Genomic DNA, 25,537 nt, shown 5'->3' on the forward strand with positions numbered 1-25,537 from the left:
TTTTTCTATTTTTTAGTAACGAACTAAAATCTACTCAAACAAAGAATCCGTCTCACTTTTAGTTGTGAGACGGATTCATGTTGTAAAATTCAAATTAATCTTTATCTCCAAACATCGAATTGGCAAGAGAGGTAATAATGGAGAGCAAAATACTGAATATGAATGCCCACCAGAACCCGTCAACCACCATACTGTCGATAAAATAATCGGCAATCAGAATAATGACTGCGTTTATAACCAGCGTAAACAGTCCCAATGTAATAATTGTCAAAGGCAGACCTAAAAGTTTCAGTACCGGTTTTACAATCAGGTTTAAAATTCCCAGGACTATAGAGAAAATAATAGCGCCTCCAAATCCTGAAAAATGCACACCCGGCAGAATCATAGTCAGAAGATAGGCCACAATGGCGGTGACCAGCAATCGGATAATTAAATTCATATTTGATTTTTTTATTGTTTAAAAAGTATTTCTGTGCAAAACGTATTCCACTTATGAGGCGGAAATTCATCTGTAATAGCTGTTATTTTATCTTCATCATCGTGACTAAAGAAGTCGCCACATGGCTCTCTGATGTTCCGTTTTCATCAACGGTATAAATCTCAGTCCTGATCACACTGATTTTTGCACCGCCTTTTATCACATACGATTTTGAAATCAGGGCATCGCCCATAGCAGGCCTCAGATAATTTACTTTCAGTTCTACCGTCACCACATAGCAGTCTTCTTCATAGTGGCTTACTGCTGCATATCCTGAAGATACGTCTACCAGGGAAGCAATCATGGCTCCGTTAAACATTCCCGCTTTTCTGGTCATCAGTTCCATTTTCGGAATTTTAATGGAGATGAAATCCGTTTCTGCTTCCAGCAATTCCGCTTTGTAAAACCGTAAGGTTTCGGAACGGCTGAAACTGCCGGTGATGAGTTGTCTTTTCTCTGGTGTCATTGTATTGATTTACCACAAAGGTAGAGACAAATTAAGAAATATGACCACGCGGGCGGTATGAATATTAACACACTTCACGAGCATCAGCATGACCTCTTTAAGTTTTAGATTGATTTACATGAGAACTGCTGCAAAGTTTTCATCCAAAGATAAAACACCTTCCGTTACGCTTCCAGGATGTGTACTGAAGCCTTTCAATTTTGAAGTTTTTCCTTTCAGCACGAGATCCATCAGCTGCTTATCTGAAATCTTCTTGCCGAACATATCAAAGTTCACTTTAAAGCCGCAGTTTTTAAAATCAGAGCATCCAACAGCCGTTTTCCCCTTCATCAGATGATGCTGTCTGCATTTCGGGCATTGGGTTTCTTCCCACGACTGCAGCTCTTTTTTTACAGCGGGTTCACGCTTTTTCTTTTCTACTACTTTTTCCTCCTCCTGAAGGGTAATGACTTTTCCTTTTCCGTACACCACTTTATCGGTAAGTTCCGTAACCATGCGGATCAGTTCTTCCTTAAACTGATTGGCTTCATATTCGCCTTTTTCAATCCTGCGCAGTTTCGATTCCCACTCTCCGGTCAGTTCAGGACTTTTCAGCAGCTCGTCTTCAATGGTGTCGATCAGCTGGATTCCGGTTGGCGTGGCAATCAGGTTCTTTCTTTTCTTTTCTATATATTTTCTTTTAAAAAGCGTCTCAATAATGTTGGCGCGCGTAGAAGGCCTTCCGATGCCGTTATTTTTCAGCATTTCCCGAAGCTCTTCGTCCTCCACCTGCTTTCCTGCGGTTTCCATCGCCCTGAGCAAGGTGGCTTCGGTATACGGTTTTGGCGGCGAGGTTTTCCCCTGGTGGATCATCGGGTCATGCGGACCGGTTTCCCCGGCGATAAATTCAGGAATCGTCTGTTCTTCTTCTTTGTCCTTTTCTTTGTCAGCAGGTTCTTCTTTAGGTTCTTTGGCATAGACGGTTCTCCATCCCGGTTCCAGGATCTGTTTACCGCTCGTTTTGAAAGGAATTGTTCCTACCTTTCCTTCCACTAAGGTATTTGAAATTTTACATTCAGGATAAAAAACGGCGATAAAGCGTTTGGCCACCAGATCATAAATCAGTTTTTCCTCCCGGGTCAGATTCTCGGAAGGTGGAACTTCGGTCGGGATAATAGCATGGTGATCGGTTACTTTTGCATCGTCAAAAACAGCTTTGGATTTCTGGATCGGTGCCTGCAGCAAAGGGGAAATAAGATCCTGGTAGAAAGTCATTTTCGTAAGAATGCCTTCAATTTTCGGATATAAGCTTTCGGATAGATAGGTCGTGTCTACACGTGGATAGGTGACATGCTTCTTCTCATAAAGGCTTTGGATATATTGCAAAGTGTTTTCTGCGGAATACCCATATTTCCTGTTGGCCTCCACCTGAAGACCCGTAAGGTCAAAAAGCCGCGGATTTTTTTCTTTTCCTTCCTTGATTTCAAAAGAGACGATCTCAAAAAGGTTCTCTTTAAGATAATCCAGTCCTTTTTCAGCACGTTCCTTTGTTTGTAAACGGTCAATAGCGGCCGTGAACAGAACGTCACGGTAACGGGTTTTAAGTTCCCAGTATTCTTCAACGGTAAAAGCGTTAATTTCTTTCTGACGCTGCACCAGCATAGCCAATGTTGGTGTCTGTACCCTCCCGATAGACAGGACTGCTTTGTTACCGCCGAACTTTTTCGTGAACAATCTGGTTGCATTAATGCCCAGCAGCCAGTCGCCAATGGCTCTTGCATTGCCTGCGAGATACAAATTCTTATAATTTTCGGCAGGTTTTAAATTTTCAAAACCTTCTTTGATGGCTTCTTCCGTAAGGGATGAAATCCACAGGCGCCGTACCGGCTTATCACATTTTGCTTTCTGCAGTACCCACCTTTGAATGAGCTCTCCTTCCTGTCCGGCATCCCCGCAGTTGATGACCTCATCACATTCTTCGACCAATCTTTCGATCACTTTAAACTGGTTTTCCACTCCTTTGTTCGGAATGAGCTTAATCCCAAAGTTGTTGGGAATAATAGGCAGCAGGAACAGGTTCCAGGATTTAAACTGGGGACCATAGTCGTGAGGCTCTTTTAAAGTACAGAGATGCCCGAACGTCCATGTCACACAGTATCCATTACCCTCCATATAGCCCTGTTTGGGCATGGTAGCACCCAATACTTTGGCAATATCTCTGGCAACACTGGGTTTTTCGGCAATACAAAGTTTCATGAAGGTCTCGGGATTTTGAAGAGGGCAAAATTCGGGATTTTTTTTTAATTAAACTATTTATAAAATTCTGTCCGACTAAATTAACCTTCCTGAATAAGAAAGGGATCTGCAATATGTTTCATTTACAAATACATCCTGTGCTTCTTCAATATTTACAAATGTTTATTCGCGGTAATCTTAAGCTCATTCAGATCTACCTGGGATTCAGCTTTCCGGATTTCATCATCGCTGAACTGTTTGCTGCGTTTCATGGCGAATAATTCTTTTCGCTGCAGGGCAAAAATATCAAGCATAATTTCATGATATTCTTTTAAATCTTTTTGCCTGTTGGTACACTGCTCCATCGAACTGATATGATTCTGATGGAGTATGATATCGTTTTCCAGTGTATTCCGCAGGTTTTCCACCAGGCTGTTGTTCTGTAGACTGGCTGCATATTTTTCATTGATCCGGTTTACGGCAAGCTGATCCAGCCTGATCTGTATTCCGGCCTGCTGCTCATGGGAAGGGGCAATAGGATCGATCTCTCCGATATTGACTAATTTAATAATCAAAGGCAGGGTAAGTCCCTGAAAAACCAAGGTTACAAAAATGACGATAAAGGTGATAAAAATAATCAGGTTCCTCATTGGGAATTCAGACTGCTCGTTCATCATCACCGGGATTGAGAGTGCCGTAGCCAGAGAAACCACGCCCCGCATTCCGGCCCAGCCGATGATCAAAGGATTTTTCCAGCCGGGAGAAGGATCCCGACGCACTTTTGAGCTCAGCCATCTTGGAATATGAGCCACGGGATAAATCCATAACAGGCGTACTACAATGACAATAAGGCTGATGATCAGGCCATATTTAATCCCTTCCATAAGAGAGGTCTCGCCCAGCCCGCTGATGATCTCAGGAAGCTCAAGCCCGATCAATACGAAAACCAGAGCATTCATTACAAAAATCAGCGTATTCCAGACGCCGAGCATATTGACCCTTGTGGTTCCTGTTTTGAAAATCTCGTGGGAACGGAAAGACATAAAGAGCCCGCCGCTCACCACGGCCATCACCCCTGAAAAATGAAAATGTTCTGCAGACAGGAATAAGACATAGGGCGTCATTACGGTTAAAGCCGCATCAATGGCCGGCGTTGTCGGTAAAAAACGATGGATCGCATAGAAGATATGGGCACCCGCAATCCCTACAACAATTCCCATCCCTGCCACCAGGAAAAACTGCCCGGCAGCTTCCTGCATGGAAAACATCCCGGTCATGACGGCAGCCAGTGCAAACCTGAAAACGATCAGTGAGGACGCATCGTTGATCAGACTTTCTCCTTCCAGCATTGCCAGTGTACGTTTTGGAACTTTCAGTCCTTTCAGTACCGTAGTAGCAGCCACGGCATCAGGCGGTGAAACAATCCCTCCCAGCAGAAATCCCAAAGCCAGGGTAAAGCCCGGAATCAATGCCTGTGAAGCGTACGCTACCACCAGTGATGTCAGGAAAACCAACCCGAAAGCCAGTAAACCGATGGTACGCTTCCATTTCCAGAAATCATTCCAGGAAGTATACCATGCGGCTTCGTACAAAAGCGGCGGCAGGAAAATTAAAAATATAATTTCAGGATCCAGTTTCAGAACAGGAACCCCGGGAATCACACTGATTCCAAGCCCTGCCAAAACCAGGAATATCGGATACGCAATCCTGATGCGCTGAGCCAGCATGACCAGCATCATGACGAGTAATAAAAGTCCGAGAATGAGAAGGAGTTGTTCGTGCATTATTTGTTTTATTTTCCGGTTCAGTCTTTTCCGGTAACTGTAATATTCCTGATATGTAAGGCTGAAATATATAAAAAATATCGTTCAGAAAAATATCAGTTTTCAGAGTTATGGTGTATTCTACTCAACAGCTTTTACTGATAATTAATCAGGTTTCGCAGATGATTAGCTCTTGATTATTCCGTTTTACAATGCTTCTTTCATCCATACATCATTGTATTCTTCAGGATGACGTTTGAACTGACCGTGAACATACGGACACAAGGGTACAATTTTTAAATCGTGGGTTCTGGCATAGGAAACCAGCTCATTCAGTAATAATCTGGCAAAACCCTTTCCTTCATATTGCTGATCAACTTCTGTATGATATACCGTTAATTTTTCCCCGATCACAGAGATGTCCATTTTTCCCGCTTTGTTGCCGTCCGAAAAAAGCTGAACTTCCCCTTTTACATTTTCTAAAACTACTGTTGTTATTTCCATTGTTTTTGATTTTAATTGATTCTTCAAAATTAACAGCTTTACCAAAACGGATTGATGATCTATGGTAATTTATTCATTATGATGACACATGGATAACAAATTTGGTTAAATGAATGTTTAAAATAATTTCGCTTTGTCTAAAAGCTGTTCAGGAAATGCAAGTTTAAATTGTATAGCCGATTTTAAGCTTTATTTATAAATACGCTCACAGATGTAACAGATCCAGCAGATTTTATTTGCATTGACATCTGCGTAATCACCATAATCTGCCGGATATTACATTCTCCAGTTATAATACGTTCTTAATATCATTCTAAAAAATTATAATCAAACGCTTAAATACATTTTAAATCATTAATAATCAAAGAATTAAAATCTGTATGGAAATTTATTATAAAAAAGTCTACTTTTTTAGTGGACTAATTTAATTTTATGTACTATCTTTGCCGTCATAAGTAAGTAAGGAAATGGAGATGAAATCAAAATCCAAATACAATTCAATGAAGAACAGGAACATCAATCATATGATGATGTATTGCTGTATGCCTTTGTATGTGAATTTTAGTGGCTGACCTTACTTTTATTATGACATATTTTATAAAGGCTTTACCACGTTGTAAAGCCTTTTTTAGTTAACAGAATTTCAAGCATGATCGAAATAAAGAATATTTCAAAGACCTTTTACCAGAAGAAAAAGCCTTTCAAAGCGCTGGATGAGGTAAGCCTTACGGTTGAACAGGGTGACATTGTAGGCATCATAGGATTTTCGGGAGCCGGAAAAAGTACGCTCATCAGGACCGTTAATCTTCTTGAAAGGCCTGACAGCGGTAAGATTATCATTAACGGAAAAGATTTCACCTTATTAAACGATAGTCAGCTGGCCCGTGAAAGGAAAAAAATCGGAATGATTTTCCAGCATTTCAATCTTCTTTCTTCGAGGACGGTTTTTGAAAATATCGCGCTTCCTCTTGAGCTGGAACATTACAGCAAAGCTGATATCCATAAAAAAGTTAATGAACTGCTCAACATCGTAGGTCTTGAAGGTAAAGCACATGATTATCCCAAAAGCCTTTCAGGAGGACAAAAACAAAGAGTAGCCATTGCCAGGGCATTAGCGAACGATCCCTATCTCCTGCTCTGTGACGAGGCAACGAGCGCATTAGATCCTGCCACCACTCAGTCGATTTTACAATTGCTGAGGGACATCAACCAAAGGTCCGGCATTACGATCCTGCTGATTACCCATGAAATGGAAGTTATTAAAACGGTCTGCAACCATGTGGCTGTAATTGACAAAGGAAAATTATTACTTAAAGGAACGCTTGGTGAAGTTATTTCAGATAAAGAGCATCCGATCATCAAACAATTTTTAAATACCGGTGTTATGACAATCCCCCAGGAATTAAATAAAAAACTTCAAAAAGAACCCCAAAGCGGATTATTTCCACTGGTTGAAGTTGAACTTAATGAACATTTTTCTGTAGAAGAGCTGCTTTCCGTAGTGCATGACCAATATAAAATTCCCTATAAACTTCTGAAAGCGGATGTAGAATATCTTGGAAATTCCAATTTCGGGAAACTGCTGCTGCAGCTTCAGGGTAAAGAAGAAGAAAATCAAAAGGCCATTTATTATTTTAACCAGAATAAAATTCAAAATACGGTAAGAGGATATGCTTAATGATGCAGTGATGTCCCTTTTATCAAAGGGAATATGGGAAACGGTTTTTATGACCTTCGTCTCGGGATTTTTCGGGTTTGTCCTGGGACTACCTGTCGGAATTTTATTGTTCTTAACCAGAAAAGGACAATTATCGGAAAACAAGGTGTATAACAGGGTTCTTTCTGTTTTGGTAAATGTTTTCCGTTCCATTCCTTTTATTATTCTGATTGTCTGGATGATTCCATTCACCCGGAGCCTGATCGGAACTTCGATTGGGGTCTACGCAGCTTTGGTCCCGCTGAGTATCGGTGCCGCGCCTTTTATTGCAAGACTGGTTGAAAACAGCCTGCTGGAAATCCCGCAGGGCCTTATAGAAACGGCGAGAGCATTAGGAGCTACTCCCTTTCAGATCATCAGAAAAGTTTTATTGCCGGAAGCCCTGCCTTCACTGATTAATAATGCGACGATTACACTTATTACTCTGGTAGGCTATTCTGCAATGGGTGGTGCGGTAGGAGCCGGCGGACTGGGACAGATCGGATATCAATACGGATACATTGGGTATGATGCAGTAATTATGAATCTTGTTTTGGGATTATTGGTGGCCATCGTATTTATCATCCAGTTTTCCGGCGATCGACTGGCCAAAAGGTTCGACCACCGGTAGTCAGTCTATAATCTTTAGAAATTCCAGAGTGTTTATTAAACCTGTAAAATATAATGTGAATGTAATGTAGTGTGGTGGACTGAATATTTCAGCCATCAGCGGTGAAAGGTTAAAGCAAAAAAGGTAAGCTATGATGAAGGTATGAATTTCCGGATGTTTCCTTTTTGCTTCTTCGCCGCTTTTAAAAAAATAATGTATTATGAAAATAAAAATTTTAGGACTGTTAACCGCTTTTTCCTTAGTGTTCACAGGCTGTCAGTCATCAAAAAAAGACGATCCGAATTATATTAAAGTCGGAATCACTTCCGGCCCGGAACAGGAAATTGCCGAAGTTGCAAGAAAAGTAGCCAAAGAAAAGTATAACCTTGAGGTGGAGCTCGTTTCCTTCAATGATTATGTGATTCCCAATGAAGCTTTGAACAACGGGGATATTGATGCGAATGCTTTTCAGCATGTCCCTTATCTGAATGAACAGTCCAGACAGCGGGGTTATCAGCTTGCCGTCGTAGGGAATACTTTTGTGTATCCGATTGTCGCCTATTCAAAAAAAATAAAAAACATCAGTGAACTTCAAAACGGAAGCACGGTTGTAATCCCCAACGATCCTACCAATGAAGGCCGTTCCCTACTCCTTCTGCAAAAAAACGGTTTACTGAAACTAAAAGCCGGAATCGGGTTACTCCCGAAAATTACCGATATTACTGACAATCCAAAGCAACTGAAAATCCTGGAAATCGAAGCACCTCAACTGCCAAGGGTGCTGGATGATAAAGAAGTCATGATGGCCGTCATCAATAATAATTTTGCTGCCCAGGCAGGACTGGATGCCGATAAACAGGGAATTTTAAAAGAAGATAAAGACTCTCCGTATGTTAATGTGGTCGTAGCAAGAAAAGATAACCGGAATACGGAAAAGGTGAAAAACTTTGTCAAAGCATACCAATCTGATGAAGTATTGAAAAAAGCAAAAGAAATTTTTAAGGGTGGAGCCGTAAAAGGCTGGAATTAAAATTTTAAAAAGATCTTCAATAAAAATCTCATTCCGGTTAATCCTGAATGAGATTTATTTTAAATAAAGTTTTAACAAATAAATCCGGCTTTCTGATAATATAATTTTTTAAAATTATACCCGGAAAATAGTTGGTTATAAATAACCATTTATTCATAATTTTCATTTTCTCAATTTGAGATAATAAAATTTTTATTACTTTTGTTTTTAATCAATAAAAAGGCTTTTATGTTAAAGAAAACTGCCGTTGTAAGTTTATTTACACTTATTTCCGCTTGCTATACGGCTCAGAATACCAATACTTTACCTGCATATTTAGATGAATCAAAACCTGTGGAACAGAGGGTGAAAGACGCGCTTTCCAGAATGACACTGGAAGAAAAAGTAGCAATGCTCCATGCCCAGTCAAAATTCAGCTCACCGGGAGTTCCGAGGCTCGGAATTCCGGAATTCTGGACGACCGACGGGCCGCACGGGGTTCGCCCGGAAGTGATGTGGGACGAATGGAACCAGGCGGGCTGGACCAATGACTCCATTGTTGCCTATCCTGCCTTAACCGCCTTGTCAGCTACCTGGAATAAAAAAATGTCATGGAATTACGGAAAAGCGCTGGGCGAAGAAGCAAGATACCGAAAGAAAGATATTCTTTTAGGACCCGGTGTAAATATTTACAGGACTCCGCTAAACGGAAGAAACTTTGAATATATGGGGGAAGACCCTTACCTGACTTCAAAAATGGTGGTTCCATACATTAAAGGCGTACAATCCAACGGTGTGGCAACTTCCGTAAAGCATTATGCTTTAAACAACCAGGAAATGTTCCGCCATACCAGCAATGTGAATGTGGATGAAAGAACTTTGTATGAAATCTATCTTCCGCCTTTTAAAGCGGCTGTGACCGAAGGGGATTCGTGGACGATTATGGGAGCCTATGATATGTACAAAGGCCAGTATGCCAGCCAGAACCAATATCTTTTAAATGATATTTTAAAAGGGGAATGGAAATATAAAGGCGTTGTCGTTTCCGACTGGGGCGCCGTTAACAATACGGAACAGGCCATCCATAACGGATTAGATCTTGAATTCGGCAGCTGGACCAACGGGCTTTCCGCAGGAACGAAAAATGCTTATGACAATTATTACCTGGCCAAACCTTATCTGGATTTAATTAAATCAGGAAAGGTCGGTACCCGGGAACTTGATGACAAAGTGACAAGGCTGTTAAACCTTGCTTATAAAACGACCATGAACCGGAACAAGCCTTTTGGAAACATCGCATCTGAAGAGCATCGGGCGGTTGCCAAAGAAATCGGGGAAGAAGGAATTGTTTTGCTGAAAAACCAGGGAAATGTACTTCCGATTGATGTGAACAAAGCTAAAAAAATTGCTGTGATCGGTGAAAATGCCATCAAAATCATGACTGTAGGCGGAGGTTCTTCTTCTTTAAAAGTAAAATATGAAATGCTGCCTTTAGACGGAATTAAAGCGAGATTCGGGAAGCAGGCTGATGTACAGTATGCAAGAGGCTATGTGGGAGATATTGGCGGGGAATACAATGGTGTAAAGTCCGGACAGGACCTGAAAGATACGCGCTCCCCGGAAGAACTGCTGAATGAAGCGGTAGAACTGGCTAAAAAATCCGACTATGTTATTTTTGTCGGAGGATTAAACAAATCCGATTTCCAGGACAGTGAAGGAAACGACAGAAAAAGCTATGGATTGCCTTACAATCAGGACAACGTTATTTCTGCTCTGGCAAAAGCCAATAAAAACTTTTCAGTGGTCTTAATTTCCGGAAATGCAGTGGCCATGCCTTGGATTAAGGAAGTTCCTTCTGTTCTTCAGGGATGGTATTTAGGTTCCGAAGCAGGAAATTCTATTGCTTCCGTACTGGCCGGAGATGCAAACCCTTCAGGAAAACTTCCGTTTACATTCCCTGTAAAGCTTGAAGATAATTCAGCGCACCAGCTGGGAGAATATCCTGGCAATAAGGAAGAATTCGCAGCGGGAAAAGGAAAAGACCAGAAAAACCCGATCAATATTAAATACAATGAAGGCGTGCTTGTAGGCTACCGTTGGCATGACACGAAAAAGATCAAACCTTTATTCAGTTTCGGACATGGGCTAAGCTATACGACTTTTGAGTTCGGGAAAGCCAAAGCTGATAAAGCAACCATTTCACAGGACGATACAATCACGTTTACCGTGACGGTTAAAAATACCGGAAAAAGAGCCGGTGCGGAAGTCGCTCAATTGTATATTTCCGATTTAAAATCATCCGTTCAGCGCCCGGCCAAGGAACTGAAAGGTTTTGAAAAAGTGTTTTTAAATCCCGGAGAACAGAAAGAAGTTACTTTCACGATTGATAAATCAGCCTTAAGCTTCTTTGACGTGCAAAAACACGACTGGGTAGCAGAATCCGGTGATTTTGAAGCACAGATCGGAAATTCTTCGGATGCCATTAAAACGAAGGTGAAGTTTACCCTGAAGTAATTTTACTTATTTATATTTCTAAAACGGAATGCCTGGATTTTGTCCGGGCATTTTTATTTTAAGTGAAGTCATTGAAATTCATCAAGCTGTAATCATACTTTTCTATAATTTTTGTTTATATCATTACTCTAATTCTCAAAATACTGGATCACACCGACCTCAGAAAAATTTTGTTCGGCACAGTCGGCAACCATCATAGTATTCCGGCTGCTTTCCAAAAAGGAATTGCTGTACAGGATATACGAAGGATGCTCTGCAAATCCGTTTTTCAGCATTTGATGGGCTTCCACAATCGTTTTCCCGTAAAGTTTCCTGAAACTGCCGATATTGTACTGTGAAAATCTGCCGTAATGGACAATAAATTTTAAGGATAAATCTATCGGAATACTTAATTCCTCCACCAGCTGCTGTACTTTTCTGTTGAAGGCATTTTTCATATTCCTAAGCATCTTTGAGATTTTCTCATACGACGGCTTTGGATCGTAACGGTAGAATAAAATGGCATCCCCTTCAATTTCTGAGATTTTAAAATACTGATTGTTCTCGTCAATCAGAATAGAAAGTAGCTGTCTTACAATATATTCACCGGTATAAAGTTTTGTATTGAATACGAATTCTGTAAATCCGCTAAAATCCGGAATAAGTATAATACCATCATGTAAATTAGGATTTTTCATAATTGTTTTTTAAAATAAAAATCTGCTCATACTGATAGACGATGGAGATTTTATTTTACTTTATGAAATTTTAACTAATCAGATGTCTTAGATTTCAATAATGAGTTCTTTTTCAAACCCATTATATTTTTCATCAATATAACCATGGGGATTACAAATAATTTCGGTCTCACCAATTTTATAACGGCATGGGGTATGAATATGTCCATGAATCCAGTACAGCGGCTGATACTCCCTGATAAAATCTTCGAGATCGGAAGCATATGCAGAAGTTACCGGATCTTTCCTTAAATGCTCAGGACTGGACTGTATGCTTGGTGCATGATGGGTAACAACAATATTTTTTGTTCCCTTTGAGTTTTCCAGACTTTCCTGGAGCCAGACTTTTGACATCTGATGAATTTTAAAGATATCCACGGATCTTATTTTTGAATAGGACGGATCCCGTCTGATCTTTTTATAATCATTCATCGCATTCTGGCAGACAGCCCCATAATATCTGGGGTCCCCGAAAATTGAAAAATCAGTCCATAAAGTAGCGCCGTGAAAGCGTATACCGTCGATATCCACAAAAGAATCCTCAAGTACAAAGACGTCAGAATCTTTAGCCGCTTCTTTTATCTTGTTTAAGGTTTTAGGATAAGATCCTTTGTAATATTCATGGTTCCCGAGAACATAGATCACCGGTTTGCCCGGAATTTTGGCTTTAATCCATTCGGTTCCTTTCGTTCCTAAATTGATATCTCCTGCCAGAACGACTACATCCGCCTTATCGAAAGACAGATCAACAACGCCAAACTCCTGGTGCAGGTCACTGATAATTTGTATTCTCATATTAAAATCACAAATTAAAATATTTTTTGTGAATAATATACACACAAAGGATTTTCAACGATAAGCAATGCGATATCAAAAGTTCAATAAGAAAATAATAGGATAGGAAATTGATGCTTTTAACTTCATAGTAGAGCTTAAGCAACTGAATTCATTTTAAGAAACACTTACTTTTGCCTGTGCGTACCTTTTACTTTTAATGATAAAATACAACAGCATGCATAAAGCAATAAGCGCATAGCTTATCAGTATAGTGATACTAAGACTTCCGACTGCCAGTTGTGACGGGAAAACCTGGCTCATTAACGTCATAAATGACAAACCGATTCCTGCTCCTAAAAAATAGCTGGTCGAACTCAGACTTGAAGCGACTCCGTAATCCGAAGCATCTACGTCCTGAACCGTAAGCACAGATAATGCGGTAAAACAGAAGGTCATCCCAATTCCTGAAATGCAGGCCGCTCCAAGTAAAACTAAAGGCAATAAATGTCCGCAATACAGGGAAATTAACAAAGACACAGCACCGCTTATCATAAAGCCCCAGCCCAGAATGCCCATTTGTGACGAATTCAGTCTTTTGGCAACATGCGGCAATATAAATTTGGCCACCAACGCAGACATGATACTGAATGGGACCAGCATCAGTCCTGCGGAAGCTGCACTGTGATGCATATCTTTTTGAAGCATTAATGAGATCAGGAATAAAAACCCGATAAAAAAAGCACCCAGTGCTACGAAAGTCAGATTGGAAACCACCAGTGAAGTGTGCCTGAACAACCGTAAGTCAATTAACGGCTGCGGCACGGTCTTTAGCCGATGCATCAGGTAACCCAATAGCAAAGCCGACAGCACCAAAGATCCTGTTACCATAAAGGCCTGATCTTTAATATGGATCAGCTCATGCGTTCCGTAGGTCAGGCTCAACAGACCTAAAACCAATATTATTCCCGATAGCATATCGGTTTTCTGTGATTTTACTTTTTCATCCTTCGGAAGATACTGATAGGCAAAAAGCAATGTTATCAGGAGAACCGGAACGTTGATCAGGAAAACCCAGTGCCAGCTCAGATAAGTGCTGATGATCCCACCCAGCGAAAGTCCACTCCCGGAACCAATGGCAGCAAATGAACTGAAGATCCCGATTGCCCGGTTCCTTTCCTGGTCGCCTTTAAAGGTATTAACTACGATGGACATGGCAGAAGGCATGATGAAAGCAGCGCCCAGGCCCTGTAAAGCCCTGAAAAAAGCCAAGGTCAAAAAATCTGTAGACAGGCCTGCTCCCAAAGAAGTCAGCATAAAAATCAGCGATCCCCAGATAAAAATTGCCTTACGGCCAATCTGATCCGAGAGCTTTCCGCCAATGATCAGAAATCCGCCAAAAAAAAGCACATATAAGGTCTGCAGCCACTGCACTGTTGCTGCACCGATATTGAACTGTTCCTGTATCGAAGGTATCGTCAGGTTAATAATGGCGATATCCAAAGCTTCTACAAATGTTCCTACCGATGCTAATATTAAAATAAGGTTCTTTCTATCCATACCGTTCAATTACGCTGCAAAATTAAATTGAACAGGACAAACATGAAAATTATATAGTAAATTTGGAACATAATTATCAATTTAAACAAATAAAAAGAACAGAACATCTTTAATTAGATTATAAAGCAATACAAACAGAACAGATGGCTATAGAAAATTATACACTGGATGAGAAAGATCTTTCGATCCTGAGAATCCTGCAGAAAGATGCAAAGCTAAGCGTCAGGGATATTTCAAATAAAATCAGCCTGAGCCCGACCCCCACCCATGAACGCATCAAGCGCATGGAAAAGCTTGGGATCATTAAAGAATATACCACTGTCATAGACCGCCGGAAAGTGAACAAAGGAATGATGGTCATATGTATGATCGCATTGAATGCCCATAATAAAAAAACAGCGGGCCATTTTATTGAACAGGTAAGCCGGCTTAAAGAAGTGGTAGAGTTTTACAACATCAGTGGAGATTTTGATTTCATGCTTAAAATCCTGGCACCCGATATGGAAAAGTTCCACGAATTTTTTGTCAATACATTATCTGAAATTGAAGGAATAGGACAGACGAAAAGCATTTTTGTAATGAACAGTATTAAAGAAAGTGTACAGATTCTATAGGATTTACTTTCTTACAAGCATTAGTTTCCAGCATCAGCAACGGATACAAGCTTTTAAAATCTATTGTATTGACACTCACATAAATTCTGTAATTTTAAAAATATGGAAACACAGGAAAACCATGAAATAAACGGATTTATAGATTTCGCTTCATCCCTTACTCCTTTGGAAAAAGAGGCTGAAGAGGCATTAGCTTGCGTACTTCGTCAAAAATCATACGAAAAAGGAAATTATCTGTTGGAAGAAGGAACCGTTTGCAGCCGGATCTATTTTATTGACAGCGGGCTGGTCAAGACCTTTTTTTATACGGATACCCGGGAATTTATTATGCGCTTTTTTCCCGAAGGCAGTATGTTTACGGAGCTTGGCTCTTTTGTGACGCGGCGGCCTTCCGATTACTCTATTGAAGCGCTTGAACCTACAGAAATAACATATCTGGATCATGCGGACTTAGAGAAGCTTTGCTCAAAGTATCACTCAATGGAAACTTATTTCAGAAAACTCGTATCCCTTGCTGCAGTGAATATGATGGACCGGATCGGCGGCACCCTGGAAGAAAAAGCCCAGGTAGCCTACCGGAAATTCCTGAAAGAACAGGGAAAACTTCTCCAACGCATCAGCCTGGCAGATCTTGCATCTTATCTTGGGATTACGCAGGTATCTTTAAGCCGGATCCGGGGTATGAAATAGCTTTTTATCATTTGATAAATGCAGGTTTACATAAGCGGTATACCTTTGGGGTAAATTCAACCGTTATGAAAAAAACATTGTCGGTTCATCAGAAAATGAGCCTGATTGCTGCCTGTATCTTTACCGTTGTTGCACCTGTGATGGGGTATGTATCCATCGGCCTTGCTCCCGTTATTATTGTCGGCGGTTCTGCACTCATCGGATTGATCTGCTGGTATTTTACCTATCTCCGAAAACCCGTTGAACCCGGTATTATCCTTCCTTTATTTATTCTTACAGTAGCCGGTTTACAGATTCACATTGTTGAGGAATACCTGATGGGCTTTGCACCCGCCATGAGCCGGCTGTTCGGAATTCCATGGAGCGAGCACAGTTTCCTGATGGTTTTTGCGCTCATCGGTCCTGTTATCTATACGCTTACCTCACTTGGATTGTATTATAAAGTTCCCATAGCAGGATTTGTAGCCTGGTTTATCTTTATCGGTCCCGGTGTCGCAGAGTTCACTCATTTTATTTTTCCTTTGATTTCCCCTGACCTCTTTCCGCATGATCCGAAACCGCTCACGGCTGACATCAATGGCACGAATATACCGGATATGCCGAATTATCATTTCAAAACCACAGGACATTATTATTTTCCGGGAATGTGGACTGCAGTCCTACCGATGATCCCAGGGTGCATCGCCATCTACCGTTTGATGATACAACCGTTTCTCTCAAACTTTCATAAAAAATAATATCCAAATGACATTTTAATTGAAGATGATATGCTTTAAATAGAGAATATCCGAAGATATTCTGAAACATGTCTTATCATCCGATTAAGGCTACACTTCATTGGCTTAGAAATTACGATGACATCATAAAGATTATCTGATATTTCAAAAATATTTTATGTTTATGTAGAGATTGGCTTTCTTTTTGCCGGGCAAGGGTATGAAAACTATTTATATTCTTGAAGATGAGACAGGCATCAGAGATGCATTACAATTGCTCCTGTCATTTGAAGATTACGATGTAAGATCATTTTCTACCGCTGAGGCCTTCAATAAAAGAGATCTCTCTACAGTACCCGATATTTTTATCCTGGATGTAATGCTGCCTGACGGATTGGGGACAGATGTATGCAACCAGCTTAAAGAAGATCCTGCCACTTCCAATATCCCTGTGATTATTATCAGTGCGCATGCAAAAGCTGAGAATGTCATCAATTCCTGTAAAGCAGATGAATTTATCAGCAAACCTTTTGATATTGATGATGTTCTTGTCAAAATTGAAAAGCTGATTAAGTAATTTTTTATCATAGTAACAGCCTATTTTAATTTAGCCGGACACTATCTTTTTTCGCTATTATTTTGATTACACAGATAAATTAACATAACAGTTTCAGATACATAATAATAAACTCCAGAGCCTGCTGACTCTGGAGTTTTATTATTGTATTCTACAGGTTGTAGACCTTATATCTCTTATTATTAATGTCTGGATTCCTTCGCTTCATCAGAACCTGTCGCATTTTGCAGATACTCTCTTATTTTATCTTTTGGAAACAGGTCAAGAACCTTATGCAAATCGATAATTTTATGTTCATTGATAATGCTGTCAATTGCTTTTTCGGCACCAGGCGCGTTGATCAGGCGCTCTAAAAGTCCATACGTATTCACCATCTTCTTATGCGTATTCTCTTCATCACCGCCAAACCAGGAGCCGTTGAAATGATGACTTACATAATTCTTCGGCAGATCCTGTGAGAAATAAACGGAAGGATAAAGGGTAACTCCATGCTTAAGCTTCTGAACGGTATCGCTGTAACGGTCTGCACCATATTCTTTTTCAAGCATCTCGGAGAAAATATCCGTATTGATACGCTCCACAAAACCCTCCTGTTCATTATAGTATGCTACAAAATCTTTTGAGAGCTGATGATTGGGTTCAGCCATCCAGAAAGCGGAATAAGGAACCCCTTTCACTTCAAAACCGCAAACCGCTTTTTCATTAAGAAACTCATCAAGGGGAAGCTTAAGCTCCATATCCGTATCCATATAAATGCCACCATGATCATGCATTACTTTTGAACGTACATAATCCGATACAAAAGCCCATTTTTTCTGAGCGAATGCTTCTCTAACGTAATTATTATCATCAAGCGGAGCATTGCTTTCATTCCATTCTACGAGTTCAAAATCAGGATGGATCTTTTTCCATGATGCGATGCAGTGCTCTGCAAGTTCGTGTTTTGCATGGCCTCCAAACCAGCAGTAGTGTATTTTTTTCGGAATCATATATTTATTTTTAAATGGTTCATCATAAAGGCAGCTATCGTGCCGCTTATCTACTGTCTGCAAAAACCAAACCTTATAAGTACCGTTTGGAAACATTTTCCATTTAGTTATTGATTATGAATTATTTATCACTATCATATAACACCGATATTTAACGAAAGGTTTCATAGTATGACGAAAACAGATGTTTACCCAATCTTAATTTCCAATAAAAAAGCAGTCTATCCATTAATTGGTATATTTATTTCTTATCCAATCATGGCCGATTATAAAGCCTCCTTTTTTATTATTAAACTACAATATGGAAACACCAACCGACAACCCGTACCTGCCGAAAAAATATGTTGAGCTTACCACTCCGGAATGGGTGAAAAATGCTACCATCTATGAACTCAATATCCGCCAGTTTTCAGAAGAAGGCTCTTTTAAAGCTATAGAAAAACAGCTTCCACGGCTTAAAAAAATGGGTATCGATATCATCTGGCTGATGCCGGTGCACCCTATCGGAGAAATCCACAGGAAAGGAACTTTAGGCAGTTATTATTCCGTAAAAGACTATTACAGCGTAAGTTCTGAATTCGGAACTGAGGAAGATTTCAGACATCTGGTCAGTGCAATTCATCAGCAAGATATGTACGTGATCCTGGATTGGGTAGCCAATCATACCAGCTGGGATAATGAAATGGTTATAAAACATCCTGAATGGTACAGGAAATCCAGGAAAGATACCTTCCAGTCCACACGATGGAGAGATTATGACGATATCATTGAACTGGATTACCGCCATCCGGAACTTAGGGAGTACATGACCGAAGCCCTGAAATTCTGGATAAGTGAATATGATATTGACGGATACCGCTGCGACATTGCGAGCTTCGTCCCGATTGATTTTTGGGAAAATGCAAGAACCGAACTCGAAACCATCAGGCCCGTTTTTATGCTGGCAGAAGCTGAAGACAGGGAACTTCACCGTAAAGCATTTGATGCTACTTATAACTGGACCCTCTGGAATATCCTGCATCAGATTGCTATGAACGAAAGAAATGTAAAAACCCTTACAGAAGCATATATTGCAGAACATGTTTCTATTTTTCCGAAAGAAGGCATTCGCCTGAATTTCATCGACAATCATGATAAAAATTCATGGGAAGGCAATCCATATAGCAATTTTGGTGATGCCCTGAAAGCGGCTACTGTTTTTACAGTAATGATGGACGGAATGCCGCTGGTGTATAACGGCGAGGAAGCTGGACTTAACCGCTCACTGGAATTTTTTGAAAAAGACCCGATCGAATGGAAATCACATGAAAATGAAGCGCTGTACACTACCCTTTTTGCGCTAAAACATAAAAACCAGGCTCTCTGGAACGGAAGATATGGCGGGGAAATGGTAAGGATCATGAATGACAGGATGGACCAAGTTATTTCTTTTGTAAGAGAGAAAAACGGCGACAGGGTACTTACCTTTATTAACTTCAGCAAGCAATCCCTGATTGTGCAGTTTGACACTTCTTTTGACACCGGTCTTTATACTAATCTTTTTACTGAAACTCAGAAGAATATTTCCGAAACATTAATCATGACGATGGATCCATGGGAATATGTCGTATTGCACCATTCGAAATAATTCACTTTAAAAGATTTTAAATGCCTGATTCAATTGGATGCACCATTAATACAGATAAACCTTTTTGAACGACTCTTTTTGCCGGTTTACCGAAAACGGATCAAATTTTACCTGATTCTTCTGAACCTTTACATAAGAAAAAGAGCAATAATGCTTTAAAAAATTAAAATCCAGTCTTATGGAAAACAAAAACCGGTATTACAGAGAAAAACACAGATGAAGTTGCAGCAGAACTTGCAAAATTATATGCAGACGAACCAACGACGGATTGGGCTTTTATGAAAAACCTATGAGCGACCATAGCAACTCGTGACTGGTCACTCATAAAGAGTTGAAATTAAATTTAATATTAAAATAAAAAAATGAAAGCAATAGTCATCACAAAATATGGAGGACCAGACGTTTTAGAATTAAAAGAATACCCAACGCCCGAAATCTCAGGAGACGAAGTATTGATAGAAGTAAAAGCAGCGGGACTTAACCGTTTGGATGTTTTTCAGCGTGAGGGAAATTATCCTGCTCCACCCGGAGTTCCTGCCGATATATTAGGTTTGGAAGTCGCCGGAACGGTTGTCAAATGCGGGCCTGATGTTACTGATTTTGAAATTGGCGATAAAGTCTGTGCACTTCTTGCTGGTGGAGGTTATGCAGAATATGTAAGCGTTCGTGAAGGTCAATGCCTTCCGATTCCTGATGGATTGAGTTTGGCGGAAGCGGCCAGTTTACCTGAAACCGTATTTACAGTTTGGTCTAATATTTTTCAGAGAGGAAGTCTTCAACCCGGAGAAACACTTTTACTTCACGGCGGAAACAGCGGCATCGGTATCACCGGAATTCAAATCGCCCATGCTTTAGGTTCGAAAGTAATTGTCACCGTAGGCTCCGATGAAAAAGGTAAAACCTGTCTTGATTTGGGTGCGGATTTATACATCAATTATAAAACTCAGAATTTTGAAGACGAATTGCAAAACAAAGGTGTGGATGTAATTTTGGATATGATCGGAGGCGAATACTTAGCCAAAAATATCAATATCCTAAAACCTGATGGAAGACTTGTTCACATTAATGCAGTAGACGGAAGCCAGACCAATCTCGATATCCGGAAAGTGATGACAAAACGTTTAACGATTACTGGAAGTACACTCCGAAGCAGAGAATACGAATTCAAAAAACAACTGGCAAAAGAAGTTCAAAAAAATGTTTGGCCGTTGATAGAATCGAAACAATTCAAACCTGTGATATTTCAGACTTTTCCTTTCTCAGAAGCTTCCGAAGCACACAGATTACTGGAAAACGGTATACATATCGGTAAAATTATTTTGGTAAGATAAATTGATCCTCACATTCTTCTACTCATTTATAAATTTAACGACTTATTTTGCCCATTTACCGAAAGCGATTTCAAATGTTGATAATTCTTGGGTAACTTTACAATAGAATTAAGCACAATAAATAACTCATTAACAAAAAATATTATAATGAATACTGAAAACCTAAGCTTTAAATACGAATTAGAACAAAAAGAACCCCGTACCAATGATGGTGGAACTACCAGAGGTGCATCCGTAAAAGATTTTCCTGCCTCTATAGGAATTGCCGGAGTATCTATGAGACTGCAGCCGGGAAGTATGAGAGAATTACACTGGCACGCCAATGCCGCAGAATGGGCATACGTGATTTCCGGAACAGTGCGTACTACGATTATTCATCCTGACGGACGCAGCTATACAGATAATTTTGAACCGGGTGATGTCTGGTATTTCCCAAAAGGTTACGGCCATTCAATTCAGGCAACCGGAACGGAAGAATGTCATTTTATTTTGATTTTCGACTATGGCAATTTTTCGGAAGACCATACCTTCAGCGTTACCGATTTTGTATCAAGTGTGCCTCCCGAAATCGCGGCTCAGAACTTAGGTTTAACACTGGAAGAAGTTGCGGCATTGCCTCAGAAAGAAGCCTATTTTGCAAAAGGAGTAGTCCCGGATGAAATGTCATTTGTGGCAACAGCAAGACCTGAAGAATCTGATATTTAACTTACAAGTTTCAATCGTTATCCATTGCGCGCAACAGCCAAGAATCGTTCCGGGCGGTGGTTTGCAGAGATTGGTAACCAGCAAAGAATTCCCGATAAGCAGTACGATGTCCGGTTCTATTTTGGAATTGCAGCCTGGCGCTTTAAGGGAAATGCACTGGCACCCGAATGCTGATGAATGGCAGTACTTCATTTCCGGACAGGCAGAAATGTCGGTTTTCTTAGCAGAATCCACAATCGTTACAGAACAGTTCAAGGCCGGAGACGTAGGATATGTCCCGATGGGAGCTGGGCATTATATTAAAAATACAGGTAATACGGTTTGTAAGATTTTGATCGGTTTTAACAGCGGTCATTACGAATCCATTGATTTAAGCCAATGGTTAGCTGGAAATCCTAAAGATGTTGTTGTCACCAATTTTGGTTTGAAGGAAGGTTAAATTGAAAAATTTCCGGCGGAAAAAGTATTTATTCAGCCTGCAAAATAAAATGTTGCGGATGGAAACCAATCACCTTTATTACTTCGCCACATCAGAATTCAAGAGAAATCAGTGATATTCTTAGCTTTCATTGCAGGATTGTTAAAGAGGAAAATATTGTTTCCTGTATGATTAGAAATACCAATTCACTTGGCGCAGCAATTTCAACAGAAAAACCGGGAATTGCTGCCAAATAACCACAGTCATCATCAGCTTTCTCGAAGGAATTTATGTACGAAACTTGTTTCTCACTGTCAAAGAGAAATAAGAACCTGATATTGATCTTTTATTTAGTTTCCGGAATTCTGGTTTTCTATTTAATTATTGTTTATTTTTATATTATTAATAATTTATCATCCATTCAGACAGAAGCAAGGTAATGCTGACTTTAACAAAACATAAAGAAAAAAGGAATACATGCAGGTGTGAAATCTGCCAAACTGCTTAATAATGGTAAGCTGATTGCCTATTCGGGTTTTCCTCAGGGAATTTCATTAACAATGATATTTTAGAATTCATTAATTCTTAAGAGAATATAGTTTCTAATATTGAAAAAACGTTACTTAAATGATAAGCAAACAAAATACCCTATACTTTTTCGGATGCAGGGTATTTTGTATTTATATTCTCTGAAAGGAATTGATTTCTATTGAATTTATAAGATTCTTGCTATGATATAACCTATGATTAAGGCAATAACAGCTGCTATAATGACCTTGGTGTAATCTGTTTTCTGTTCCCTAAGTCTTTTGTCCAAATGAGCGTTTTCCAGTTTTGAAGCCTCCAGCCCCGCCTGTAATGCAGCAGTTTTTTCATTAACAGCAGACTGGATATTTTTCTCATATAAAGAAGCAATTTCTTTTTTATGAATTTCCATTTCTTCCTGACGCTGTTTCTGCTGTGCGGAGAAACTGGTGTTAATTTCCTGAATCTGCTTTGCCGCATTTTCCTGCAGCTTCTGGAACTCTTCATTTTTCTTAGTCAGCTGCTCCGTTAAGGTATTCACCTGTTTTCCATAGGTTTCGGTGATTTCTTTTTTGAGTTTTTCAACCTCTTCATTACGGACTTTCAGCTGTTCACTGAAAGCTTTAGACTGTTGTTCTACATGTTCTTTAAAGGTTTTCTGGGCTTCTATAAATTCATCATTTTTCTTTTTCAGCTGACCGGTTAAAGTACTTACCTGCTCAACAAACTGTTTGGAAACATCCTTCTTGACCTCTTCGATCAGCAAAGCCCTTGAATTGGATTTTTCTTCAGTGAGCTTATTGAGAATTGCATGCAGGCCGGAACCGTAATCATGCGGAAGATGAAATCTTTTGTCAGCCAGCTTATCTAACAGCGTTTCATCCGCCGTGTGTCCCAGTGCCGTTATGGTGATCGCAGGAATGCTGATCAATTTTTCCGCAAGCAGTAAATTATTAAATACTTCAAAACTCTGCTTGTCTCCGCCTCCGCGAACCAATGCAATCACATCATAACCTTTAGCTGAAATGGTATCCAGCAAATCTGAGATGGATGTGGCCGAAGTTATATTGCAGGTATAATCATCAATGTCAAAATCTTTTGATGAAATATCCAGTCCTTCATAGAAATCTTTTTGTACGATAGCATTATGTCCGTAAATATTGGCAATTCTTGCTTTTTCAGATCGTAGTATTTTATCCCGGATAAAAGTTTCAATGTCCTGCGAACCTTTTTCCAGTTTCTTCTGGATAAGATCATAACGTTTGAAATCATCCTCAAAAACCGACTTCTCTTCCTGTGAAATCAGCTCATCAACCACAAAAATCAGCTCGATGCTGGAGTTTTTCACTCTTTTCTCTATAAATCCCCGAAGCGTATATATTTCATTATTAGTAATCTTGCTTCTCAAAAGTCCCGGCATTTTAACCCCGATAGAAGTATTGTCACTCTCGGAATAGAGAAAATCATAGTAATAATTCACATACGCTTTCCCTCCGCCATAGGAATATCTGCCTTTTAAGTAAATCAGATTTACGGTAGCATTAAGCTTCAAAGCATTGTTAAAAAGGCCTATGATAGATGCCGGAGAATAAATCGGGTATGTAATTTCGTTGCCCTGCTGCATGTGGAATATAAAATAAATGAATTGTAAACTCAGGTAAAGACAGCATAGTAATTAACTGAGGCCTTCAAATGAGAGATCTTCATGAAATAGTTTAATAAGTAAAATAATAAATACCGTTAAATATACAGTGGTACACTTAAGTATCCTATCCGATAATTTCTTTGCGATGCTGTATCCCCCATTCCGTCAGGTTGTTAATAATAGTCTTCAAAGTTTTGCCATGCTCCGTCAGTTCATACTGCACCGTAACAGGATGTGTATCCAATACCGTCCGCCTAACCAGTTTATTAATTTCCAGTTCTTTTAGCTCTTTACTCAGCATTTTGTTTGAGATTCCCGTGACATCATTCAGAATGTCGGAAAATCTTCTTTTATTGTAATGGCAGATGGATGAAATGATATAGATTTTCCATTTTCCGCTTAATACGTCCATGGCATCGTGGATAGCCATCATCTCCTTTTTCCGGTCTGTATAAAATTCTGTTTTGCACGCCATAGGTTACTTCGTTACCTCAATGTTACTGTTACTTTTCGATACAAAGTTACTTAAATACATTGGTAAAATATACCTTTGTCTCATTATTATTAATTATTAAATTATAATCAATGGACAAACTAAAAAATAAGGTGGCTATTATTACCGGAGCATCAAAAGGGATAGGCGCATCGATTGCCCGATATTTCGCAGCAGAAGGCGCGAAAGTAATAGTTAATTATGCATCAAGCAAAGAGGATGCTGATAAAGTAGTACAATCCATTACCGAAAACGACGGCACAGCCGTTCCTGTACAGGGTGACGTATCAAAAGAGTCTGATGTAGCAAGGATTTTAGAAGAAACAAAAAAAGCATTCGGTTCTCTGGATATTTTGGTGAACAATGCAGGTATTTACCAGTATGCACCTATAGAGCAGGTATCAACCGAGTCTTTCCATCAGCAGTTCAACATCAATGTCCTGGGTTCTTTGCTGATGATTCAGGCCTCTCTGCAGCTGTTTGGGGATAAAGGCGGCAACATTATAAATATCAGTTCGGGAGTCAGCAAAACACCGCTTCCTACAGGTTCCGTATATTCTGCTACCAAAGCAGCTCTGGATGCCATTACGGTTTCATTGTCTAAGGAATTCAGCGGAAGAAATATCCGGATCAATTCTATTCTACCGGGAGGCGTAGAAACGGAAGGTTCACGCAGTGCTGGCTTTATCGGTACTGAGGCGGAAAAAAATCTGATTGCCCATACACCGCTTGGACGCATCGGTCAGCCGGAAGATATTGCAAAAGCTGTCGTTTTTATAGCTTCTGATGATGCAGCCTGGATCACCGGAGAAATGATTTCCGTTTCGGGTGGAATTTACGGGCTTTAACAAAAATTAATTAATTTTTTATCTTAATACACTACAGAATTAAATTCCCGTCATA

24 protein-coding genes are annotated in these 25,537 nt (G+C 39.9%); 13 read left to right on the top strand and 11 right to left on the bottom strand.

Annotated features, from left to right (window positions below):
• Nucleotides 1-94: 94 nt before the first annotated feature.
• The 5 genes from MKJ01_RS04345 to MKJ01_RS04365 all read right to left on the bottom strand — a co-directional run bounded on the left by MKJ01_RS04345 (nt 95) and on the right by MKJ01_RS04365 (nt 5,425).
• Nucleotides 95-439: a phage holin family protein gene (locus MKJ01_RS04345; RefSeq protein ID WP_241612015.1), complete on the bottom strand. Its 345-nt coding sequence runs from the start codon at nt 437-439 to the stop codon at nt 95-97.
• Nucleotides 440-521: 82 nt separating this feature from the next.
• On the bottom strand, nt 522-944 hold the full coding sequence (locus MKJ01_RS04350) for a PaaI family thioesterase (RefSeq protein ID WP_241612017.1): 423 nt from the start codon (nt 942-944) through the stop codon (nt 522-524).
• Nucleotides 945-1,058: 114 nt separating this feature from the next.
• The gene (locus MKJ01_RS04355; protein WP_241612019.1) at nt 1,059-3,179 is read right to left on the bottom strand and encodes a type IA DNA topoisomerase; all 2,121 of its coding nucleotides are present in this window, start codon (nt 3,177-3,179) and stop codon (nt 1,059-1,061) included.
• 152 nt (nt 3,180-3,331) lie between these two features.
• Entirely contained in the window at nt 3,332-4,942 is a 1,611-nt protein-coding gene (locus MKJ01_RS04360; RefSeq protein WP_241612020.1) for a Na+/H+ antiporter, read from the bottom strand.
• A gap of 186 nt (nt 4,943-5,128) precedes the next feature.
• Nucleotides 5,129-5,425 carry a GNAT family N-acetyltransferase gene (locus MKJ01_RS04365; RefSeq protein WP_241612021.1) on the bottom strand — a complete coding sequence of 99 codons (297 nt, stop codon included), beginning with the start codon at nt 5,423-5,425 and terminating at the stop codon, nt 5,129-5,131.
• A gap of 649 nt (nt 5,426-6,074) precedes the next feature.
• Between MKJ01_RS04365 and MKJ01_RS04370 the strand changes: the two genes are divergently transcribed.
• From MKJ01_RS04370 to MKJ01_RS04385, 4 genes are all read left to right on the top strand, one after another.
• Complete coding sequence (locus MKJ01_RS04370) at nt 6,075-7,103, top strand: methionine ABC transporter ATP-binding protein (RefSeq protein WP_241612022.1); 1,029 nt, start codon at nt 6,075-6,077, stop codon at nt 7,101-7,103.
• Complete coding sequence (locus tag MKJ01_RS04375; RefSeq protein ID WP_241612023.1) at nt 7,096-7,752, top strand: methionine ABC transporter permease MetI; 657 nt, start codon at nt 7,096-7,098, stop codon at nt 7,750-7,752. The genes MKJ01_RS04370 and MKJ01_RS04375 overlap by 8 nt, the downstream gene beginning before the upstream one ends.
• 199 nt (nt 7,753-7,951) lie before the next feature.
• Nucleotides 7,952-8,761, top strand: a complete 810-nt coding sequence (gene metQ, locus MKJ01_RS04380) for a methionine ABC transporter substrate-binding lipoprotein MetQ (RefSeq protein ID WP_241612024.1) — start codon at nt 7,952-7,954, stop codon at nt 8,759-8,761.
• A 228-nt stretch (nt 8,762-8,989) separates the two neighbouring features.
• Complete coding sequence (locus MKJ01_RS04385; protein ID WP_241612025.1) at nt 8,990-11,254, top strand: glycoside hydrolase family 3 C-terminal domain-containing protein; 2,265 nt, start codon at nt 8,990-8,992, stop codon at nt 11,252-11,254.
• Nucleotides 11,255-11,382: 128 nt separating this feature from the next.
• Here the strand turns inward: MKJ01_RS04385 and MKJ01_RS04390 are convergent, their stop codons facing one another.
• The 3 genes from MKJ01_RS04390 to MKJ01_RS04400 form a co-directional block, all read right to left on the bottom strand.
• Nucleotides 11,383-11,931, bottom strand: a complete 549-nt coding sequence (locus MKJ01_RS04390) for a DUF2652 domain-containing protein (protein WP_241612026.1) — start codon at nt 11,929-11,931, stop codon at nt 11,383-11,385.
• A gap of 87 nt (nt 11,932-12,018) precedes the next feature.
• A complete protein-coding gene (locus MKJ01_RS04395) occupies nt 12,019-12,765 on the bottom strand; it encodes a metallophosphoesterase (protein WP_241612027.1) in 747 nt (248 codons plus the stop codon).
• Between the two features lie 156 nt (nt 12,766-12,921).
• The gene (locus MKJ01_RS04400; RefSeq protein WP_241612029.1) at nt 12,922-14,304 is read right to left on the bottom strand and encodes an MFS transporter; all 1,383 of its coding nucleotides are present in this window, start codon (nt 14,302-14,304) and stop codon (nt 12,922-12,924) included.
• Between the two features lie 143 nt (nt 14,305-14,447).
• Here MKJ01_RS04400 and MKJ01_RS04405 point away from each other — a divergent pair, with 143 nt between their 5' ends.
• The 4 genes from MKJ01_RS04405 to MKJ01_RS04420 all read left to right on the top strand — a co-directional run bounded on the left by MKJ01_RS04405 (nt 14,448) and on the right by MKJ01_RS04420 (nt 16,901).
• Entirely contained in the window at nt 14,448-14,918 is a 471-nt protein-coding gene (locus MKJ01_RS04405) for an Lrp/AsnC family transcriptional regulator (RefSeq protein ID WP_241612031.1), read from the top strand.
• Nucleotides 14,919-15,020: 102 nt separating this feature from the next.
• The gene (locus MKJ01_RS04410; RefSeq protein ID WP_241612032.1) at nt 15,021-15,608 is read left to right on the top strand and encodes a Crp/Fnr family transcriptional regulator; all 588 of its coding nucleotides are present in this window, start codon (nt 15,021-15,023) and stop codon (nt 15,606-15,608) included.
• Nucleotides 15,609-15,673: 65 nt separating this feature from the next.
• Entirely contained in the window at nt 15,674-16,345 is a 672-nt protein-coding gene (locus MKJ01_RS04415) for a hypothetical protein (protein ID WP_241612034.1), read from the top strand.
• Between the two features lie 199 nt (nt 16,346-16,544).
• On the top strand, nt 16,545-16,901 hold the full coding sequence (locus MKJ01_RS04420) for a response regulator transcription factor (RefSeq protein ID WP_241612036.1): 357 nt from the start codon (nt 16,545-16,547) through the stop codon (nt 16,899-16,901).
• 182 nt (nt 16,902-17,083) lie between these two features.
• Here MKJ01_RS04420 and MKJ01_RS04425 read toward each other — a convergent pair whose 3' ends face one another.
• Nucleotides 17,084-17,986, bottom strand: coding sequence for a glycosyltransferase family 32 protein (locus tag MKJ01_RS04425; protein WP_302850472.1), 903 nt, complete (start codon nt 17,984-17,986; stop codon nt 17,084-17,086).
• Between the two features lie 205 nt (nt 17,987-18,191).
• Here MKJ01_RS04425 and MKJ01_RS04430 point away from each other — a divergent pair, with 205 nt between their 5' ends.
• From MKJ01_RS04430 to MKJ01_RS04445, 4 genes are all read left to right on the top strand, one after another.
• Nucleotides 18,192-19,517 carry an alpha-amylase family glycosyl hydrolase gene (locus MKJ01_RS04430; protein WP_241612040.1) on the top strand — a complete coding sequence of 442 codons (1,326 nt, stop codon included), beginning with the start codon at nt 18,192-18,194 and terminating at the stop codon, nt 19,515-19,517.
• A 362-nt stretch (nt 19,518-19,879) separates the two neighbouring features.
• A complete protein-coding gene (locus MKJ01_RS04435) occupies nt 19,880-20,848 on the top strand; it encodes an NAD(P)H-quinone oxidoreductase (RefSeq protein WP_241612042.1) in 969 nt (322 codons plus the stop codon).
• Between the two features lie 147 nt (nt 20,849-20,995).
• Nucleotides 20,996-21,553 carry a cupin domain-containing protein gene (locus MKJ01_RS04440; RefSeq protein WP_241612044.1) on the top strand — a complete coding sequence of 186 codons (558 nt, stop codon included), beginning with the start codon at nt 20,996-20,998 and terminating at the stop codon, nt 21,551-21,553.
• Nucleotides 21,504-21,992 carry a cupin domain-containing protein gene (locus tag MKJ01_RS04445; RefSeq protein ID WP_241632504.1) on the top strand — a complete coding sequence of 163 codons (489 nt, stop codon included), beginning with the start codon at nt 21,504-21,506 and terminating at the stop codon, nt 21,990-21,992. The genes MKJ01_RS04440 and MKJ01_RS04445 overlap by 50 nt, the downstream gene beginning before the upstream one ends.
• 694 nt (nt 21,993-22,686) lie before the next feature.
• Here the strand turns inward: MKJ01_RS04445 and MKJ01_RS04450 are convergent.
• Together MKJ01_RS04450 and MKJ01_RS04455 are read right to left on the bottom strand one after the other, a co-directional pair.
• Nucleotides 22,687-24,120, bottom strand: a complete 1,434-nt coding sequence (locus tag MKJ01_RS04450; protein ID WP_241612047.1) for an exodeoxyribonuclease VII large subunit — start codon at nt 24,118-24,120, stop codon at nt 22,687-22,689.
• A 145-nt stretch (nt 24,121-24,265) separates the two neighbouring features.
• Nucleotides 24,266-24,616, bottom strand: coding sequence for a helix-turn-helix domain-containing protein (locus MKJ01_RS04455; protein WP_241612048.1), 351 nt, complete (start codon nt 24,614-24,616; stop codon nt 24,266-24,268).
• Nucleotides 24,617-24,726: 110 nt separating this feature from the next.
• Here MKJ01_RS04455 and MKJ01_RS04460 point away from each other — a divergent pair, with 110 nt between their 5' ends.
• Nucleotides 24,727-25,482, top strand: a complete 756-nt coding sequence (locus MKJ01_RS04460; RefSeq protein WP_241612050.1) for an SDR family NAD(P)-dependent oxidoreductase — start codon at nt 24,727-24,729, stop codon at nt 25,480-25,482.
• Nucleotides 25,483-25,537: the final 55 nt, after the last annotated feature.

It is taken from the genome of Chryseobacterium sp. SSA4.19, assembly GCF_022601875.1.
Lineage (GTDB): Bacteria > Bacteroidota > Bacteroidia > Flavobacteriales > Weeksellaceae > Chryseobacterium.

Coding starts and splice junctions, on each gene's coding strand:
- MKJ01_RS04370 (WP_241612022.1), top strand. CDS start 6,075: ATGATCGAAATAAAGAATATTTCAAAGACCTTTTACCAGAAGAAAAAG.
- MKJ01_RS04460 (WP_241612050.1), top strand. CDS start 24,727: ATGGACAAACTAAAAAATAAGGTGGCTATTATTACCGGAGCATCAAAA.
- MKJ01_RS04350 (WP_241612017.1), bottom strand. CDS start 944: ATGACACCAGAGAAAAGACAACTCATCACCGGCAGTTTCAGCCGTTCC.
- MKJ01_RS04355 (WP_241612019.1), bottom strand. CDS start 3,179: ATGAAACTTTGTATTGCCGAAAAACCCAGTGTTGCCAGAGATATTGCC.
- MKJ01_RS04420 (WP_241612036.1), top strand. CDS start 16,545: ATGAAAACTATTTATATTCTTGAAGATGAGACAGGCATCAGAGATGCA.
- MKJ01_RS04430 (WP_241612040.1), top strand. CDS start 18,192: ATGGAAACACCAACCGACAACCCGTACCTGCCGAAAAAATATGTTGAG.
- MKJ01_RS04440 (WP_241612044.1), top strand. CDS start 20,996: ATGAATACTGAAAACCTAAGCTTTAAATACGAATTAGAACAAAAAGAA.
- MKJ01_RS04365 (WP_241612021.1), bottom strand. CDS start 5,425: ATGGAAATAACAACAGTAGTTTTAGAAAATGTAAAAGGGGAAGTTCAG.
- MKJ01_RS04435 (WP_241612042.1), top strand. CDS start 19,880: ATGAAAGCAATAGTCATCACAAAATATGGAGGACCAGACGTTTTAGAA.
- MKJ01_RS04395 (WP_241612027.1), bottom strand. CDS start 12,765: ATGAGAATACAAATTATCAGTGACCTGCACCAGGAGTTTGGCGTTGTT.
- MKJ01_RS04415 (WP_241612034.1), top strand. CDS start 15,674: ATGAAAAAAACATTGTCGGTTCATCAGAAAATGAGCCTGATTGCTGCC.
- MKJ01_RS04390 (WP_241612026.1), bottom strand. CDS start 11,931: ATGAAAAATCCTAATTTACATGATGGTATTATACTTATTCCGGATTTT.
- MKJ01_RS04455 (WP_241612048.1), bottom strand. CDS start 24,616: ATGGCGTGCAAAACAGAATTTTATACAGACCGGAAAAAGGAGATGATG.
- metQ (WP_241612024.1), top strand. CDS start 7,952: ATGAAAATAAAAATTTTAGGACTGTTAACCGCTTTTTCCTTAGTGTTC.
- MKJ01_RS04400 (WP_241612029.1), bottom strand. CDS start 14,304: ATGGATAGAAAGAACCTTATTTTAATATTAGCATCGGTAGGAACATTT.
- MKJ01_RS04425 (WP_302850472.1), bottom strand. CDS start 17,986: ATGTTTCCAAACGGTACTTATAAGGTTTGGTTTTTGCAGACAGTAGAT.
- MKJ01_RS04410 (WP_241612032.1), top strand. CDS start 15,021: ATGGAAACACAGGAAAACCATGAAATAAACGGATTTATAGATTTCGCT.
- MKJ01_RS04345 (WP_241612015.1), bottom strand. CDS start 439: ATGAATTTAATTATCCGATTGCTGGTCACCGCCATTGTGGCCTATCTT.
- MKJ01_RS04450 (WP_241612047.1), bottom strand. CDS start 24,120: ATGCAGCAGGGCAACGAAATTACATACCCGATTTATTCTCCGGCATCT.
- MKJ01_RS04385 (WP_241612025.1), top strand. CDS start 8,990: ATGTTAAAGAAAACTGCCGTTGTAAGTTTATTTACACTTATTTCCGCT.
- MKJ01_RS04405 (WP_241612031.1), top strand. CDS start 14,448: ATGGCTATAGAAAATTATACACTGGATGAGAAAGATCTTTCGATCCTG.
- MKJ01_RS04445 (WP_241632504.1), top strand. CDS start 21,504: ATGAAATGTCATTTGTGGCAACAGCAAGACCTGAAGAATCTGATATTT.
- MKJ01_RS04375 (WP_241612023.1), top strand. CDS start 7,096: ATGCTTAATGATGCAGTGATGTCCCTTTTATCAAAGGGAATATGGGAA.
- MKJ01_RS04360 (WP_241612020.1), bottom strand. CDS start 4,942: ATGCACGAACAACTCCTTCTCATTCTCGGACTTTTATTACTCGTCATG.